The organism is Marinithermofilum abyssi (assembly GCF_014641195.1).
Taxonomy (GTDB): Bacteria; Bacillota; Bacilli; order Thermoactinomycetales; family DSM-45169; genus Marinithermofilum; species Marinithermofilum abyssi.
In genome coordinates this window covers 102,050-119,479 of sequence record NZ_BMHQ01000005.1, presented here as the reverse complement: position 1 = coordinate 119,479, position 17,430 = coordinate 102,050, and the positions used below count along the sequence as shown (strand labels likewise).

At 50.8% G+C, this 17,430-nt stretch carries 13 protein-coding genes and 6 pseudogenes; 15 read left to right on the top strand and 4 right to left on the bottom strand.

Annotated features, from left to right (window positions below):
• Positions 1 to 13 precede the first annotated feature (13 nt).
• A complete protein-coding gene (locus tag IEW70_RS08230; protein ID WP_188647443.1) occupies positions 14 to 1,357 on the top strand; it encodes a hemolysin family protein in 1,344 nt (447 codons plus the stop codon).
• A 290-nt stretch (positions 1,358 to 1,647) separates the two neighbouring features.
• Entirely contained in the window at positions 1,648 to 1,770 is a 123-nt protein-coding gene (locus IEW70_RS18110; protein WP_268234839.1) for a hypothetical protein, read from the top strand.
• Between the two features lie 562 nt (positions 1,771 to 2,332).
• On the opposite strand, the pseudogene IEW70_RS08225 reads toward IEW70_RS18110, so the two are convergent.
• The 4 pseudogenes from IEW70_RS08225 to nagA all read right to left on the bottom strand — a co-directional run.
• Positions 2,333 to 2,978, bottom strand: a pseudogene (locus tag IEW70_RS08225) (sugar isomerase domain-containing protein).
• Between the two features lie 56 nt (positions 2,979 to 3,034).
• Positions 3,035 to 3,460: pseudogene (locus IEW70_RS08220) on the bottom strand (GntR family transcriptional regulator); the annotation flags it as partial.
• Positions 3,461 to 3,472: 12 nt separating this feature from the next.
• Positions 3,473 to 4,210: pseudogene (nagB, locus tag IEW70_RS08215) on the bottom strand (glucosamine-6-phosphate deaminase).
• 88 nt (positions 4,211 to 4,298) lie between these two features.
• Positions 4,299 to 4,994: pseudogene (gene nagA / locus IEW70_RS08210) on the bottom strand (N-acetylglucosamine-6-phosphate deacetylase); the annotation flags it as partial.
• Positions 4,995 to 5,002: 8 nt separating this feature from the next.
• Here nagA and IEW70_RS08205 point away from each other — a divergent pair.
• The 13 genes and pseudogenes from IEW70_RS08205 to IEW70_RS08145 form a co-directional block, all read left to right on the top strand.
• A pseudogene (locus IEW70_RS08205) lies at positions 5,003 to 5,529 on the top strand (glucose PTS transporter subunit EIIB); the annotation flags it as partial.
• 77 nt (positions 5,530 to 5,606) lie between these two features.
• Positions 5,607 to 6,035 (top strand): annotated as a pseudogene (locus IEW70_RS08200) (PTS sugar transporter subunit IIA); the annotation flags it as partial.
• 437 nt (positions 6,036 to 6,472) lie between these two features.
• The gene (locus IEW70_RS08195) at positions 6,473 to 6,634 is read left to right on the top strand and encodes a hypothetical protein (protein ID WP_188647442.1); all 162 of its coding nucleotides are present in this window, start codon (positions 6,473 to 6,475) and stop codon (positions 6,632 to 6,634) included.
• A 171-nt stretch (positions 6,635 to 6,805) separates the two neighbouring features.
• Positions 6,806 to 7,669, top strand: coding sequence for a carbon-nitrogen hydrolase family protein (locus tag IEW70_RS08190; RefSeq protein ID WP_188647441.1), 864 nt, complete (start codon positions 6,806 to 6,808; stop codon positions 7,667 to 7,669).
• Between the two features lie 84 nt (positions 7,670 to 7,753).
• Positions 7,754 to 8,566, top strand: coding sequence for a purine-cytosine permease family protein (locus IEW70_RS08185; protein ID WP_188647440.1), 813 nt, complete (start codon positions 7,754 to 7,756; stop codon positions 8,564 to 8,566).
• 16 nt (positions 8,567 to 8,582) lie between these two features.
• On the top strand, positions 8,583 to 9,824 hold the full coding sequence (locus IEW70_RS08180; protein ID WP_188647439.1) for a CdaR family transcriptional regulator: 1,242 nt from the start codon (positions 8,583 to 8,585) through the stop codon (positions 9,822 to 9,824).
• Positions 9,825 to 9,827: 3 nt separating this feature from the next.
• A complete protein-coding gene (locus IEW70_RS08175; protein WP_188647438.1) occupies positions 9,828 to 10,973 on the top strand; it encodes a glycerate kinase family protein in 1,146 nt (381 codons plus the stop codon).
• A 254-nt stretch (positions 10,974 to 11,227) separates the two neighbouring features.
• Complete coding sequence (locus IEW70_RS08170; RefSeq protein ID WP_188647437.1) at positions 11,228 to 12,583, top strand: extracellular solute-binding protein; 1,356 nt, start codon at positions 11,228 to 11,230, stop codon at positions 12,581 to 12,583.
• Between the two features lie 18 nt (positions 12,584 to 12,601).
• Complete coding sequence (locus IEW70_RS08165; protein WP_188647436.1) at positions 12,602 to 13,540, top strand: carbohydrate ABC transporter permease; 939 nt, start codon at positions 12,602 to 12,604, stop codon at positions 13,538 to 13,540.
• A gap of 56 nt (positions 13,541 to 13,596) precedes the next feature.
• Positions 13,597 to 14,445, top strand: coding sequence for a carbohydrate ABC transporter permease (locus IEW70_RS08160; protein ID WP_188647435.1), 849 nt, complete (start codon positions 13,597 to 13,599; stop codon positions 14,443 to 14,445).
• A gap of 246 nt (positions 14,446 to 14,691) precedes the next feature.
• Positions 14,692 to 16,314, top strand: coding sequence for a M14 family metallopeptidase (locus IEW70_RS08155; protein ID WP_188647434.1), 1,623 nt, complete (start codon positions 14,692 to 14,694; stop codon positions 16,312 to 16,314).
• Between the two features lie 225 nt (positions 16,315 to 16,539).
• Positions 16,540 to 16,734 carry a hypothetical protein gene (locus tag IEW70_RS08150; protein WP_188646524.1) on the top strand — a complete coding sequence of 65 codons (195 nt, stop codon included), beginning with the start codon at positions 16,540 to 16,542 and terminating at the stop codon, positions 16,732 to 16,734.
• A complete protein-coding gene (locus tag IEW70_RS08145) occupies positions 16,735 to 17,010 on the top strand; it encodes an OsmC family protein (RefSeq protein ID WP_188647602.1) in 276 nt (91 codons plus the stop codon).
• The last annotated feature ends 420 nt before the right edge of the window (positions 17,011 to 17,430 follow it).

The following is a 17,430-nucleotide window of genomic DNA, read 5'->3' as shown; positions in this document are numbered from 1 at the left end:
AGGTCATAATGATTTGGATAGTGCCTTAAGTATTATCCTGAACCTACTATTAGTTATTTTCCTGGTTTTGCTGAACGGCTTCTTTGTTGCGGCAGAGTTTGCCATCGTCAAAGTCAGAGCCACTCGCCTGGCTCAACTGGGGGACAAAAAAGCTAAGATAGCACGTAAAGTCGTTTCCGACCTCGACCCGTACCTGTCAGCCACCCAATTGGGCATTACCTTGGCTTCCTTGGGATTGGGTTGGGTCGGAGAACCGGCTATCGCTCATATGTTGGAGCCTGTATTCGCTTACTTCGGTATCCCCGAAGTGATGGTTCATACCATCTCCTTCATTATTGCCTTTGTGGTTATTACTTTCCTCCACATCGTACTCGGGGAAATGGCTCCCAAATCCCTGGCGATTCGCCAGGCGGAAGGCACTACACTTTGGACTGCCGCTCCATTGTACGCGTTTTACCATGTTTTTAAGCCTTTTATTGTGTTGCTGAATGGATCGGCCAACCTCGTCTTGAAATGGTTCGGCATCAGTGAAACGGACCATCAGCAAGCCCATACAGAAGAAGAAATACGCATGCTCATATCCCAAAGCCATAAAAGCGGTATCATTGACCAGACTGAACTCGCTTTGTTTGATAATGTATTCGAGTTTTCCGAGCGCATGGCACGGGAAGTGATGGTTCCTCGTGTCCACATGGTAAGCCTTTATATAGACAACAGCTTCGAAGAAAACTGGGAAATTATTAAGAACGCCCGTCATACACGCTTCCCGCTGTGCGGGGAGGATAAGGACGATATTATCGGGGTCGTCCATATTCGGGATGTATACAACTGTTTGCTGGATGAGAAGAAACCCTCGATGCAGAAATTGGCTCGCCCCGTGATCTCCGTTCCCGAAACAATGGAAATTAAAGACGTTATGCGTAACCTGCAAAAAAACCGATCGGAAATGGCGATTGTGGTGGATGAATACGGGGGAACTGCCGGGTTGATTACGACTGAAGATATCGTCGAGGAGGTATTTGGGGAAATTCAGGACGAGTTTGATAATGAACAGCCGCATATCCAACGAATAGACAGTGACGAAGCGATTATCAGTCCGAGGCTCTTAATAGATGAAGTCAACGATTATTTCCAGTTAAACATTGAAGATCCGGATAATGATACCATTGGCGGCTGGGTGTTTTCGCAATTGGAAAAAGTACCCGAAGTTCATGATCAAGTGACTTATGATGGTTGGACCTTTATAGTCAAAGAAGTTGACCAACGGCGAATTACCCGTTTGTTAATTACACGAGACAAGGAAACACAAGAAATAGCATCAACTGAAACGAACATCGAAGAAAAGCGGTTTCTGTAACGGAGCCGCTTTTCTTCTATCATTTACACGTCTTCTTCTTCAAATGCTTCCTCTACTTCGTCTAACGCTTCATCCATCACTTCAGCCGCTACCATGCCGCCGATCATACCCGCTGCAAAGCCCCCGACTGTTCCAGCCACGCCGGAAAAACCAGAGTAGAGGGTAACACTGAGCCGTTAATTATAAATGAAGCCAGGACAAGTTTCTACAAATCTAGTTGCTACTAGCTTTGGACTTGCACTCCATCGTATTTTACAATGGGAGTAAATAGGAAAGGAGGGGAATTGTCGGTGTGGAAAAAGAAATTGAGCGAATTGGCCAAAGACATTATGAAGGATAAAAAAAAGCGAGACATGATACTAAAAGAAGGAAAAAAGGTATTGGATAAGGCTAAGAAACGGTTACAGAAATAATTATGCAGGGTTAGGAAGTAGACTCTTCTTCCGTTGGGAACGGATTTTAATCAACCCACCTTGCCAGAGCTCGCGCTCTTCTCATGAACGCCCAAAGTGTCGGCCATCTCATGATGGGTCATACCTTGATATAGGCGAGCCTTCTTCAGTCGCTGGCCGAAGGAATACTCAGGAAGGGATTCAAAACAACCTAGGTAGGCCATAGAACATCCAAGACTTGAGACAAAAGGCGCAGGGTACTCAGTTTGGGCTTCGTTTGACAGTTCTCCAGTTTGCTGAGAGCAACGTGGCTGTCGACCAATTCCTTGATAAGCATCTCCCTGGCAAGACGTGCTCCTTTGATGCCGGTAAGCAGGGGCACTGGATTGGTTGTTTGATTTCATGGGGCTGTTCGGCACCATTTGAGCTAATGTGAAACCTAGGCTGTTCTCGGCATGGTGTCCCTGGGGCTACTTTGGTTATGAGGAAGACAGGACCTGCACCTGTACGCCCCACCAAATACAAAGGTATCGGTCTTTGGAGTACCGAATATCCACGGAACTAAATACTTACACACTTGCGCTCATGTAATGTCTTTGGATGAACGTTCATTAAAAAAGGGAATCCTCCCTTTATAACGCTGGATCAGCCGTTGGTTATGTTCTGAGGCGCCTTCCAGGTTTCCGCTTTGAAAGACAGGGGGCGTTAATCCCTTTTTCGCAAGGATGCCAATGGTTTCAGCGAAGATCCCGTTTAAAACGGCGGCCCCGAGGACGGTGGAAGCGGGGCCGAAGGAGACGGGATTGTCGTTCAGGGGCAAGTTCAACAGTGTGTCCACTGGAGGAACGTGGTTGTCGATGGCCAGGTCGACTGTCTGATGGAGAGTTTTCCCGCTCCAGTGCTTGGACGGTTGGCTTTTAGCATAGGCGAAGGAGGTAATCCCGATCACAAAGGCACCCTTTTCCTGGGCCATTAGGGCGACGTCGATTGGGACGGGGTTTCGCCCCGAAGTGGAGACGACGATCACGGTATCTTCCGGCCGGATATCCTGTTGGTCCATGAAGGTTACCGCGTAATCTTCCCGCCGTTCCAGTTCGGGAGCAGCGAAGGGCTCCGTTGTGGAGCATCAATTCTTCAACAAAGATGGGGCGGATCGTTGCTAATCTTCCTGCCCGGTAAAAGGCTTCCTGCGCCAGCAGATGGGAGTGGCCGCTTCCGAATACGTGGATAATTCCGTTTTCCTGAATGCAACGTGAGATTCGTCCCGCAGCGGCCCGGATGTTTGAGCCATTGGCACACCGTCCGCCAGGCGGATTCGCCGGATTTGATATACGGGGTCGTGTCTTTTGATGGAGAGCTGTGTGGCGATGGCATCGTCGGAAGGGATGATCTCGAATTGGAGCAGTTTGCTGTCGGGCTTCAATCCCCTTGCCTTCATGTCTTCGGTGAAGCTGGTCAGCTCGGAGAGCTTCTGCTCGAATTTCCGTTCAGAGACAAAGGTACCCTTTCCTTTTTGACGGATGAGATAGCCGTCGCTTACCAGGTTATTGATCGCCTGACGGACCGTCATCCGGCTGATCCCGTACTTCTCTGAGTATTCCCGTTCCGAGGGGAGGCAGTCACCCGGTTTTAACTCTCCTTTTTCAATCTGGCTTTTGATGTGTTCTTCCAGTTGATAATAGATCGGTACAGGTGAGCTTTTATCAATCATCTCTTTCTCCTTTCATGAAGGGACCAGCACGCGGGAAAGGGCTTTTTTGTCGGCTACGAAAGTGACATGCGGGTGGTTTTTAAGAGCGGAAGCGGGAAAGGATTCGTCGATTTCGCCGTAAAGCAGCCTTTCGATTGCCCAGTCTTTATCTTCGCCCGATGCCAGGAGGAGGATCTCTCTGCTACTCAGGATGGTGGCGATCCCCATGGTGATGGCGCTGGTGGGAACTTCGTCAAAATCCCGAAAATAGCGTGCGTTGGCCTGGCGTGTGGACGGAGTCAACTTCACCACATGAGTTTTGGATGAGAAGGAGGTGGCCGGTTCGTTAAAACCGATGTGACCGTTGCGGCCGATCCCCAGCACTTGCAGGTCTACTCCCCCCAAACCGCCGATCAGGGCATCGTACCGCTTGCACTCTTTCTGCAGGTCATCGGCCAGTCCGTTCGGCACGTGGGTCCGGGCCGGGTCGATGTCAATGTGGCGGAACAGGTGTTGGTTCATGTAGAAGCGGTAGCTGTTCGGATGATCACCGCCGAGACCGACGTATTCATCCAGGTTGACCGTCGTGACATGGCTGTATTAGGTTCCGTTTTGCCGATGGTCGGCAACCAACCGTTCATAGGTTCCTTTTGGGGTACCCCCCGTAGCCAAGCCGAGGGTGACCCGGTTGGCACTGCGCACTTTACGGATGATGATCTCCGCTGCGATCCGGCTCATATCTTCATAGTTTTCTGCTTTGATCAATTGCACGGTTACATTCCTCCCTCGAAAGCCCTCCTTAAGCGGTTTCAGGACCTCCAAACATTGTATTTCCTAATGTTGAAGGCAAGGATGTCCATTACCTCTGATAAGCCAGCTTACCCCGGCAGAAGGTGGCCGCAATGTCCAGGTTTTCATCCAGCAGGACGAGGTCGGCGTCTTTTCCTAAAGAGATGCTGCCCTTGCGGTCAAACACTTTTAATTGCCGAGCCGGGTTGACGGCGGTCATGTGAATGATGTCCTCCAGGGAGCAGCCGGTAAAGGCGATGACATTTTTGATAGCGTCTCCCATTTTCAGAATGCTGCCGGCTAAAGTGCCGTCAGGGAGAGTGGCCGTCGTCCCGTCCATATGGACGTCCTGTCCGCCCAGATCGTAAACCCCCCGCCTGAGGCATTTGGCACGGATGGCGTCGGTGATGAGGAGGAGCCGATCCCTTGTTTTCATGCGGTAGGCGAGAAGTACCATCTCCGGACGACAGTGGATGCCGTCGGCGATGATTTCGGCATACAGTTCATCCCGCAGCAACACTGCCCCAGCCAGGCCCGGCTCCCGATGGTGGGGCCCCCTCATCCCGTTGTACAGGTGGGTAACATGGGTGACTCCGGCCTCGATGGCCTCATCCACTTGATGGTAAGTGGCGTCGGAATGGCCGATCGAGGCGACGACCCCGTTTTGAGTCAGATGGCGGACCAAATCGAGTCCGCCTTCCTGTTCAGGGTCCAGCGTGACCAGTTTGATCTGTCCCTGCGCAGACTTCTGCCATTTTTGAAAAAGGGGCCAGCTCCTTTGTCGTCGCCTATTTGTTGGGTATCCACCACGGGTTCGGCTTTTCGGCGGGAGCGATCGATTTCTTCCTCAACTTGGGGATCGCCCAACGTCCGTGGCTTCTGTTCGGCATCGGTCTGATTTACGGTCTCGTCTATTTCCTGCTCTTCTACTTCCTTATTAAAAAGCTGAACCTGAAAACGCCGGGACGGGAAGATGAAGAGGAGGTGGAGCCGGCAGACGAAGGGGAGCCGGCAGCTGCGTCCGGCAATCGGTATGACCGGATGGCAGCGGGCTACCTGCGGGGGTTGGGCGGTGGTGATAACATCGACTCCCTCGACAACTGCACTACCCGTCTCCATCTAAAGCTGAAGGATATGTCCAAAGTGGACGAAGCCGCCCTGAAAAGAAGTGGTGCGAAAGGTCTTTTAAAACTAGCGGTACTAACCTGCAGGTGGTCGTTGGCACAGACGTCGAATTTGTAGCCGAAGCGATACGCCAGCAGATAGAGCGGGGGGAAGGGACTTCTGAGTCGGCCGACTAGGAACCTCGTGGAAAATCTGCGGACACGGAAAAGTATTCTCTCTTGAAGTCCGACGACTTCATCCTGCCTATGGAAGTCCAATTACTGAAGTGCCTGACGAAGTCTTTGCCGGCAAGATGATGGGGGACGGATTCGGGATCGAACCGGCGGCCGGTGCTGTCGTTTCCCTGGTGGACGGTAAAGTGGTCAATCTGTTTCCGACGAAGCATGCGATCGGAGTAGAATCCGCCTATGGGTGTGAGATCCTCATTCAAATCGGGCTAGATACGGTCAAGCTGAACGGGAGGGGGTTTGAAGCTCTCGTTTCGGAAGGAGATTCGATTTGTCAGGGACAGCCTCTGCCCAAGGTCGATCTCGACTATGTGCGGGTTCATGCCCCCTCCATCGTTACGCCGGTCGTCTTTACGAACCTGCCGGAGGAAAAGGTGGTTCATCTCCGTAAGCAGGGGAGCCTGAAACAGGGGACGAGCGGTATCGTCACCATCGAACATGCAGATGGGTACTGACAAAGGTTTAGGTGTTGGGATATCTGATAGAAATCGATAAAAGCGGTTGAGTCTTGTCCTTGGGCTCAACCGCTTTTATGTTTAGGCTGGGGGAAATAGCAATTATCGGCTCTAGCAAAGGTGTACCGGTCTGGGGTCTCCACAGTTGTGTCTCCGCCCGCATGGACAATGGATCAAAACGTATACTAAACGGAAGAAAGGAAATCCAGGAAACAAACGACCATAGAAAAGCGACTGTTCGTCAATACAGTTTTGTTGTTCTTTTATCATATACGGGGAGTACTTCGCTCGTTATGAAGGGGTCGGGGGTTGAACCCCTCCATCAGCATCCTGAGAAACCATCCCATATCAGCTGGTATCATCCCCTCATGGTAGACAGTGAAAAAAGGCCATTTGATAAGATGACTTAAGACCGTTCTGTCGGAGGGGATTTTCTTATGGCTAAAAAGGGGCAAACGTTCAACCGATACACGCCGCAGGTTAAAATGGAAACGGTACGCCTGCACATGGTGGAAGGCCTGTCACTACGTTCCATCCGTGAACGCTTGGGCATCCGGAGTGACGTCCAGATCTGTGAGTGGGTCAAACGCTACCAATAAGGGGAATCGCAAAAGGTTAACTGAACAAAATGATCTGTAAATAGCTATTTTCATGGGTATATATTGAACAAATTGCCTCTTTACAGGTAAATACGCTTACTATATTATTCTTAATAATCAACATATTAGCCTAGCATTATTTATCAGAAAAATCAGTATGGGGTGTTTTGAATGAAGGTTGCCATCTGCCAGATAACACCGAAGACGAATGATAAAAAAAGTAATCAGGAGAAAATGAAAGCCTTTACTTTAAACGCTGTAGAACAGGGAGCCAAACTGGTTGTGTTTCCGGAGCTTGCATTAACAGGTTATAACTGTGGTGATCATTTTTTTGAAGTTGCTGAAACGATCCCGGGTCCAGCCACCGACTTTTTTGCGTCGGTTGCGGCAGAACATGACGTTTATATCATTTGGGGGATGCCGGAGAAAAGCATTGAAGGGATTAATTATAATTCGGCGGCATTCGTCGGGCCGGAGGGTTACATCGGCAAGTGGCGGAAGCATACCCTTCCGGGACACGCAACCGATGAGTCGGGACCGGGTGCTTTTCCCGACAGGAGATATTTCAAGGCGGGCGAGGATCTGCCGATATTTCGAACACCTATCGGTAACATCGGCATTTTGGTCTGTTATGACATGTTTTTTCCCGAACTGGCCCGTGCTTTAACGTTGAAGGGGGCGGATATCCTCGTCGGGATCTCCGGTTCGCCCCGGTTTGAGAAATCGATTTTTGAACCGATTGTCCAGGTACGGGCGATGGAAAATACGGTTTGGTTTGTTTATGCCAATTTGGTCGGCAAAGAAGGGGAGACGGAGTACTGGGGCGGGGGGTGCATTGTCGGTCCGGGGGAAAAGGAGACCAAGGTACCCGGCAGCCCGGTTATATGCAAGGCGCCGTATGAAGGAGAGAGCGTCACCATCGGTGAGATCCAGGTGGATAAAATCAGGGAGATCCGTCCCTACTTTCCTGTCTTGAGGGATTTGACGACGACCATGTACGAGCAGTTGGCCGAAATTCACCGCAGATTGACGTAAAAGAAGGGAGGCTATCTATGAGTAGGTGGAAAGAATGGTTTGAGGGACCACAGGACATCACAAAAGCCGAATCCGTTGAGGACTATGCGATCGGTCGTGTTCCGGCACGTTATCGGTGGCCGATTCCTTTTTGCCAAACCGGATGTGACCTATAAAGGGACGGCAACCATCATGATCGGGATGCTGGTACCGATGACGGCTGTCATCATTCTGGGGGCGATGTTGGCTTACACGTTACTTCCGCATTTGACTGGCAACAATAGTTACGCGATGGCTTCCGACCCAGGATTTGTCTTTCCGTTCGTCATGGGATTCCTCGGAATGGTATTTGCCGTTGTGACCCAGATCCGGATCAATGTGATGAACCTTTACTCCGGCTCGCTTGCCCTCTCTAATACAATGGACATCGCATTCCGTTTCCGTCCGGGACGCCAATGGTGGATGTTGTTGATTTGGATTTTGGGTGTGGTTTTCTACGCAGCGAACGTGCTTCAATACATGGGTACATTTCTCGCGATCACGGGGATCCTAACGAATACATGGGTTTTTATCATCCTGGCTGATTACTATATCTGTCGTAAGGTGATGCGACTGGCCCCGACCGATTTTGTTGAATTCCGTCAGGAATACCTTCGTTCCTGGAATCCCGCAGGGATGATCTCGTTATCCCTTGCCGTTTTGATTGGTGCGCTGGGTGTGTTTCATGTATATCCGATCTACTATGCATCCTTTCTGTCCATGATCATTGGCCCTGTTGTGAATGTCATCCTTACGGCGGTGAGCAAAGGTCGTTTCTACTTTAGAGAGTTTCCGAATGATGCCCGGACAAACTGGATCCCGCCTTCTTCGTATCAAGGGCCGAAGCCACCTAAACCGCTTAAGTGTAGCATTTGGTGAAGTGAGTGAATCCACTATGCAATTGACTTATGAAATAGCTCAAAAGATGGTGGAAAGAACCATTCCAATCCTTCAGTGCAACATCAACATCATGGACCAAAACGGTGTCATCATCGGTACAGGGGAGACGGAGCGTTTAAACACCGTCCATAAAGGGGCTCGAAAAGTCATCGCTACTGGGAAAAGTGTGGAAGTCACCCCTCGTGATAGTGAAGAGTGGCCCGGAGTCAAGCCGGGCGTCAACTTGCCAATTGTATGGAACGACCAAATCATCGGTGTTGTTGGTATTACGGGTGATCCGGCAGAAATACGCCCCTTTGGGGAGATTGTCAAAATGGCTGTCGAAATGATGGTGCAGCAGACGGTATTACAACAACAAGTCCATTTGGAAAGTCAAGCACGTCAGCATTTAATCCAGGATTTGATCTCAGGCAAGTTTGGTAGAAGCATGGATATGTTTGTTGCCCGCGGATGGAACTTGCAAATAGATTTAACACGTTCCCGAATTGCAATGGTAGTCGATATCAGAAATTTTTCCAACCACACGTATACCGATTTGAAGAAATTTAACGACCAATTAGCGGGTGAACTCCAGGTTCAACAGACAAAAACAAAAATAATGAAGAAGATTGAGGAGGTTGTGGGCGATCCGCTCGTGCACTTGGTATCCTTTGCAGGTGGGGGGCATTTCGTGGTCCTTTACGCTTTGGATAGAGATCAACCTACAAAACGCCAAAAGGCGGTGTTAAACCGTCTGGGACAACGAATCGAGCAAGTCATTTCAAGCCAATTTGGCCTGAATGTCCAAATCGGAGTCGGTAACTGTTACAACGAGTTGGCTGAGATTTCCTCATCCTATCGCGAAGCGGTTCGAGCTGTTAAGGTTGGTCGTCGTTATCTGCCAAAACGATTGATTTACCATTATGACGAACTGGGCTTGGGGCTGCTCATCGACAGCATCGATCCTAAGCTGCGAAAAGAGTATACAAAACGGAATCTTCAACCACTTTTCAATGCTGATAGAAAAACGTTTGGGAAACTGTGGAAAACCATGCAGGTATACATGGATAAAGGTTTAAATGTAACTCAGGCTGCGAATGCATTGCAAATCCGCCGAAATACATTGCTGGCTCGGCTCGAAAAAATTGCGCATTTGACCGGCTTAAACCCTCGAAATATCGATGACTTGTTTCTTTTAAAATTGTCCATGCTGCTACACCAGTACGAAGAGGACGAATTTTCATCTAGCGGAGGGTAGTAAATGCGAATACTCATTGCCCCAGATTCTTTTAAAGGAAGTATGACTAGCTTATCTGCAGGGAAGAGCATGGCGGCAGGCATCCGCTCCGTAATACCCAATGCCTGGATTGAACAGGTGTCTTTGGCAGATGGCGGAGAAGGCACGGTGGATGCTTTACTTGCCGCTTGTGGGGGAGAAAAAGTTTTTCATCAGGTCACCGGTCCCATGGGTGATCCTGTTGATGGATACTACGGTGTACTGCCAGATGGCAGAATTGTGATGGAAGTAGCAGCATGCTCCGGGTTAACTCAAGTCGATCAGAAACAACGGAATCCGTGGATCGCATCCACCCGGGGGTTGGGGGAGATGCTGCGCCACGCGCTGGGGCGTGGCCCTAAAGAAGTGATTATCGGCCTGGGGGGAAGCGCGACAGTCGACGGGGGAATCGGCTTTTTACAAGCGATTGGGGTCAAAGTACTGGATCGTGACAACCGCGACGTACTTCCTGGGGGGCAAGGATTGGCAAAAGTAGAAACGATGGATCCTTCGTCGATCGACCCAAGGCTAAAGGAAGTAAACGTGACGGTTGCAAGTGATGTGGACAACCCGTTGATCGGAGAGGAAGGGGGCGTTCGTGTTTTTGCCCCGCAAAAGGGGGCGGGACCTGAACTTCTTCCCTTGTTGGAAGAGGGGATGGAACACTACGCGAAAAAGCTGTCTACCTTCCGGCAAAAAATTGAACAACAAGCTGGAGGTGGTTCAGCAGGTGGTCTTGGGGCCGCGCTTCTTACTTTTTGTAATGCAAAGTTAGAGTCAGGATTTGATCTGATCAGTCGGATTATCGGGTTGGAAGAAAAGATTGCCCGCTCTGATTTGGTGTTGACGGGAGAAGGGAAGATGGATAGCCAGACCCTTCATGGTAAAGCTCCCGGTGGTGTAGCATGTTTGGCTCAAAAGCATGGTGTTCCGACGATTGCATTTACCGGCGCGATCGGATCGGGAGTTGAGCTATTGCAGCAGAAGGGAATTGCCGCCGTTTATTCAATCGTAAACGCTCCAATGTCTGAACAGGAAGCTCTCCTACGCGGTGAGGAGTTGCTTGAACAAGCGGTACGAAGTTTTTTTCAAGGGGTGATGGCTACACAAATAGGAGTCCCCGCCAACTAAACTCGGATTACTTTTCTGGCGATTTGAAAGCGATTCAACACGGCGGCTCCATTACCTACCGCGTTGCGGAGGAGCGTCGCCATTACGGGGTGGTGATCATCGGGATCTATCGGAAGAGACTTTAACGAGCGGCATCCGAATTCTGGGACAAATTGGAGTATCGACTGGGAGAGCATTCTTCTCTCAATGGGGCGGTAGCTCGGTCATGGAAAAGTTTTTTACGCTCCAGCTGGTCGGAAGGAGAGAGAATGGTGATGAAAAAAGCGATGCTGGTTTTCGTCTCCTTGCTGTTGGCAGTACTGCAAGCGGCGTGTTCGTATGAAGCCTCCAAACCGGCGGATTCATCGACCATCAAAGTGGCTTACCGTTATAGTGGACCCAATACCGGGACGGAAAAGTGGCTGAAAAAAGTAAAACAGACCTTTGAGGAGCGCCATCCCGGCAAAAAGGTGGAGATCATCCCCATCCAGGCGTCGGAAGGCACCTTTTTCGCCAAACTGGCGCTGATGATGAAGTCGGCGGATACGGCCCCTGATGTCGTGGCGGAAGATACGTTTATGATCAACGCGGACGCTGCCGCCGGTTACATCGAACCGTTGACTGAGAGAGTAAAAGGCTGGGATGACTGGGACAACTTCAACGACCGGGTCAAAAAAGGCGTGACCACCCAGGACGGCTCGATCTACGGCGTCCCTTTCAGCACGGATACGCGAGGTATCTGGTATAACAAAAACATTTTCAAAAAAGCGGGGTTGCCGGTTCCATGGCAGCCTGAAAATTGGAACGACATCTTGACGGCAGCACGGACAATCAAGGAAAAAGTCCCTGGAGTGACACCGTTCTGGTCTTTTACAGGAAGGGCCACCGGGGAGGCCACCGCGATGCAAACCTTTGAAATGCTCCTGTACGGAACCGACGATCCGCTGTATGACGAAAAACGGGATAAGTGGGTGGTGAAAAGCCCCGGTATCCTCCACGCCCTTCGCTTTATCGACCATATCTATTCTAACGGGCTGGGGCCACCATTGTCCCAAGTTTTAAACGGCACAGCCGGCAACACCCTGGCAGAGCAATCGATGCCGGAAGAAAAAGTGGCGATGGCGCTCCATGGAAGCTTTTTGTCGGGTTCCTGGGTCGAAGGCGGACCCGCTCCTTGGCCGGAAGGCACCAAAGTTTACGGGTTTGCCCCGATGCCCACCGAACGGGGACAAGACCCGGGGAAAATCTCGCTCTCCGGCGGATGGGCGCTCTCCATCTCTGCCAAGTCGAAACACAAGGATCTGGCCTGGGAGTTCATCAAGCTGGCCACAAACAAAGAAAACAACAAGTACTATGTCCTCAATGAAGGCGACTTGACCCCCCGCGATGATGTGGCGGAGGATCCCGAATACCAGAATGCGCCGGGAAGAAATTTTCAACAGTCTACAGAGTTTTTGGAATTCACCGACTTCCGTCCCGGCAACGAGGATTATCCGGCGGTTTCCACCAAAATTCAAATTGCCGTGGAGTCCGTCGCCACCGGCAAAGCCAGCCCCGAGCAAGCCATGGAGCAATACGCACAGAGTGTCGAAGCCTTGGTGGGGCCGGAGAACGTCATGAAAAAGGAGTAGGTTAGGAGGAGGGGAATGATGGCGATCGAGCTTGTACACGAGAAAAGTTCGCAAAGGAACTTGTCGAATGCCGGTTCGTTAGAAAAAAAAGGAAAACGCGAACACGTGCGGTCCATTCTGTTTCTATTGCCTTCATGGATTTTGCTCTTGCTATTTTTCTTTGCCCCTATCCTGTTGACAATTTTATTTTCCTTTACCAACATGTCGCTGACAGGCAGTGCGGCGAGGGATATGGACTTTGTCGGGTTTAAGAACTTCGTGACGATGTTTTCCGACCCGAGTTTCCGCATCAGCGTGTTGAACACAATGGTCTTTCTTATCTTTTCGGCGATCCTGGGTCAGCAGGTACTGGGGTTTACCCTGGCCTCACTCATGAGGGAGCGCTCCCGGTCATTTCGGAGAATTATCGGCACGGTGGTCATGGCGGGATGGGTAACCCCGGAGGTAGTCGTGGCGTTTGTATGGTTTGCCTTCTTCAGTGATCAGGGTACGGCCAATGTGGTGCTTGAGAGCGTCGGTTTAAAGCCGGTTGCGTGGTTGTACCAGTTCCCGATGGTAAGTGTTGTGATTGCTAACATTTGGCACGGAACGGCGTTTTCCATGCTCGTCTACCAGGCGGCCCTCGACGATGTTCCCAAAGAGGTGGAAGAAGCAGCGAAGATTGATGGCGCCACCGGTTGGCAGCGGCTGTGGCATGTGACGCTGCCGATCATCCGCGGATCGATCTCGACCAATATGGTGTTGATCACGCTACAGACTTTGGGGCTGTTCACCCTAATCTATGCACTGACTGGCGGCGGGCCGGGGACGGAGACCGAAACCCTGCCGATCTTTATGTACAACCAAGCCTTTATCAACTACCAGTTGGGATACGGGACCGCAATCTCCCTCGTCCTTTTGGTGATTGGTATGATCGCCAGCCTGACCTATATCCGTCTGCTGAAGCTTAAGACATAAGAGTAGGCCGTTGCCTTGGGTACCGGTCCTCCCTAATATCCTAAAGGAGGGATTTCATGAGCAGAAAAGGCGGGCTTCGCTTGAACCGCAGTACCTTCAACCGGGTCGTTCCCTACGTTATCCTCAGTTTGATCGGCGTGATGTTCCTGATGCCGTTACTATGGGTTCTCTTTGCGGCAGTGGACCCGCAAGCACAGCTGTCGTTGAAAGTGCCTCGTGGGGTTACACTGGATAACTTTCAAGCCATCCTGACGGATCCTGCGACCCAGATGTCCTTTGTCAACGGACTGTTCCTCTCCGTGGGCCAGTCCGTGCTGGTGGTCATCGTGGCCGGGCTGGCCGCCTATCCGTTATCGAGGTACCAACTGAATTATAAGAAACCCTTTATGTATACCATTCTTTTTGCGACAGCCCTGCCTATCACGGCGGTGATGGTCCCGGTATACCAGCTGTTCATCTTGTTGAATTTTGTAGATTCCCTCGTGATGACCATGCTTTTTCTTACCGCCTCATCACTTCCCTATGCAATTTGGATCATGAAGAACTTTATGGACTCCGTTCCTGTGGAACTGGAGGAAGCGGCATGGGTTGACGGCGCATCGGTCTGGAGGGGCTTAAGATCCGTAATCATCCCCCTCATGCTTCCGGGTGTCTTTACAGTGAGCATTTTCACCTTTACATCCAGTTGGGGGAATTTTTTCGTCCCTTTTATTTTGATCCAGAGCCCAGACAAGCTGCCAGCATCGGTAACGATCTATCAGTTTTTCGGACAATACGGTCTCGTGGAATATGGAAAGTTGGCTGCTTTCTCAATCCTCTACGCGATCCCGGCCGTTATAATGTATATCATTGGACAGCGGTATATGTCCCAGGGCTTTAATTTTGGAGGAGCAACCAAAGGATAAAACCTTTTTTCATGGATTGGAAAGGTTCTGTGTTTTGGACAACGGATAAATGGGGGGCCCGAAGAATATTCTTTAGTTTCTTTGTCAACCCACCTTGCCACAGTTTCACATTTTCTCATGAACGCCCAAAGTTTCGGTCATCTTATGATGGGTTATACCGTGAAATAGGCGGGCCTTCTTCAATCGTTGAGCTACAACTTTTTTCGATTTATTATTAAAATAAGTCAGAAAAATGGAGGGAGTGCTATGGTTCGATCAAGCAAATGGTTCATCGTCTTTACCGCGGTTATGCTGATGGTGGCTTCTCTAACGTTACCCACGGTTCAGGCTGCACCGGAGACTCCTTATTACGGAAAGGATTATTCCCAGCCGGAGCAGGTGCTCAAACTTTACCCAGATCCTGAAGAGCGTTTTGAGACACCGGCCTTCAACTCCGGCGAGGAGCGCTTCACCAGCCAGGAGGAGATGCTCTCCTTCTTACATAAATTAGATGAACGAAGCCCTTGGACGGTGATGAAGACGGTTGGACGCTCTCAGGAAGGACGAGAGATCCCGGTCCTTTTTTATAAAAGAGGGACCGGTAAGGGTAAACCTACTGTCTGGCTGCAGGGACAAATCCACGGTAACGAGCCGGCTGCTGGGGAAGCGGTCCTGGTGATGGCTGAAAGATTAGCCGGGAATTACGGCAAGAAGCTGCTGGAGGATATCAATGTGGTGGTGGTCCCCCGGGTAAATCCCGACGGCTCCTACGCCTTCCAGCGCTACATGGCGAACGACCTTGACGGTAACCGGGACCACCTGAAGTTCGACACTCCGGAAGTACGAGCGATCCATTCCCTCTTCAACCAGGTACAGCCGGAGGTGGCGATCGATGCCCACGAGTACGGTCTGAGCCCCGAACTGCTAAAGGACTTTGGGAAGGAGGGATCCCTCACATACCATGATCTCTTGATCCTCTCTGGCAAAAATCTAAATATCCCTGAAGAGATTCGCACCTTCGCCGATAACACGATGGTGGTAAGAGCCAAAGAGGCACTGACGAAAAAGGGGTTCTCCAGCAGTGACTATTACACGATGGCCAAAAAAGACGGGCAACTGGAGGTAACTGAAGGCGGACCGGAGCCTCGCATCGGACGCAATAGTTTCGCTTTGAAGCCCTCCCTCTCCTTTCTCGTGGAGACCCGGGGCATTGGAATCGGACGGGAAAACTTTCTCCGTCGTGTAGCGGCCCAAGTGACTACTCATCAGAGTCTGCTGGAAAGCGTGGCTTTTTATGCGGATGAGATCCGCAGCTTGGTCGGCGGCGCCCGGGAAGAAATCGTCACCAAAGGACGGACCGCCGGGGATGACGACAAAGTGATTATCCAAAGCAAGGCGAAGGTGATTCCCAACAGCATCCTGCCGGTTGTAGATATCGCTGAAGCAGAAGTGAAAAATATCCCTGTTCGCTACTTCAGCCACACCGACGGTAAAGCTGTCCTTACGCGGGAACGACCCACCGCCTACTTTCTGAAGCCGGATCAGAGGGACGCTGTGACTCGGTTGAAAAACGCCGGTGTTAAAGTGAAACAGTTAGAAAGGGAAACTATCCTGCCGGTGGAAAGCTATATCGTCACTTCAAAAGAGACTGCGGACCAACCTTATGAAGGTCATCCCCAGCATAGGGTAATAACGAAAAACGTTGGAAAAACCGTCACCTTGCCGAAGGGGAGCTGGATCATTCCCATGAATCAACCGACGGCAAATTTGGCCGCCCTCGCTCTGGAACCCGAATCCACCGACAGCTATGTCACCTTTGGTTTTATTTCCACAGAAGAGGGGGACGAGCTGCCGATCTACCGGTACATGGAGGAAAGGGATTGGAAGTAAGCCAAGCTTTCTTTGAAATGAACCTATTGGGGTCACCGTACTACCCAAGAATCCCACGGCGACCGAAGGAAGTGCCTGTGGTGCTTCAGCCGTGTGGAGTCTCCAAGCAGATATGGAGTACAGATGCTTCAGTTACCCCAAGGTATCTTTGGACACACCTAAGAAGAATTCGACAAAAGGAAAATCGAACAGGGTGAAAGGAGAACCCAATGAGGAGGTTGCAGGATGAACCAACCGATTGAGATTTCCAGGATCCGCATCCATCAGGACGAAGGACCCAACCGCCGTGCTTATATCGCCGGTTTTGAGAAACCCCTACTGTTTGGTGTCCACGGCGGCGTGAAGGATTTTTACGGCGTGGAGCCCGCCGAGGAGCGGCCGTCCACGCTGGACCACATCGTGGCCGCTGCCGGCGGGTGACTGACGGGGACCCTGTCCGGCGCGCTGGAAGCGCGCCACATTCCCGCCAAGGGAGGCCAATTGACTGCCGAATTCAAGGGAACCATCGAAGCTCCCGAGAAAGTGCTGAAGATCACTCGCATCGATTGCCACTACTATCTCACTATCCCCAAAGGAAAGAGAGAAGCCGCCGAGCGGGCTCTGAAGACCTTTGAACGGGGTTGCCCCGTCGCCCAGACGCTCAAAGGATGCGTCGAGTTCAACCACGAATGGACGATTAGAGAACAAAAAAGCTGAAATCCCGCAAATGGAAAGGCCGTCACCTTTTTCCCCGGAGGAAGATGTACGGCCTTTTGGGGTGTGGGGCAGGTCATGCCCCTTTCAGGGGCCGTTCCCCATATTATTCGAATGGACAGGACTTTTTCTCGTCTGGGTTAATATTCGGTTAATGGAAGGGATCGTCAGTTTAGAGTTAATGACCAAAATGGAGCGGGATGGGGTTCCCACCATTGTCAAAAAAGATCGCCTGAGAGAAGGCCAAATAAACAAACCTTAGACCTTTAAAAGTCCAGTGAAGCTCACGGCTTCAGCCGTGGGAGACGTCACAAGAGGGTTTTGAGCTCCATGTTCCTTGTAATACAAGTTTCATGTAATATAGTCGGAGACGCTGAAAGTCTTGTTCTGTGAGCTCATAACGCCCCACACTATTTATTTTAG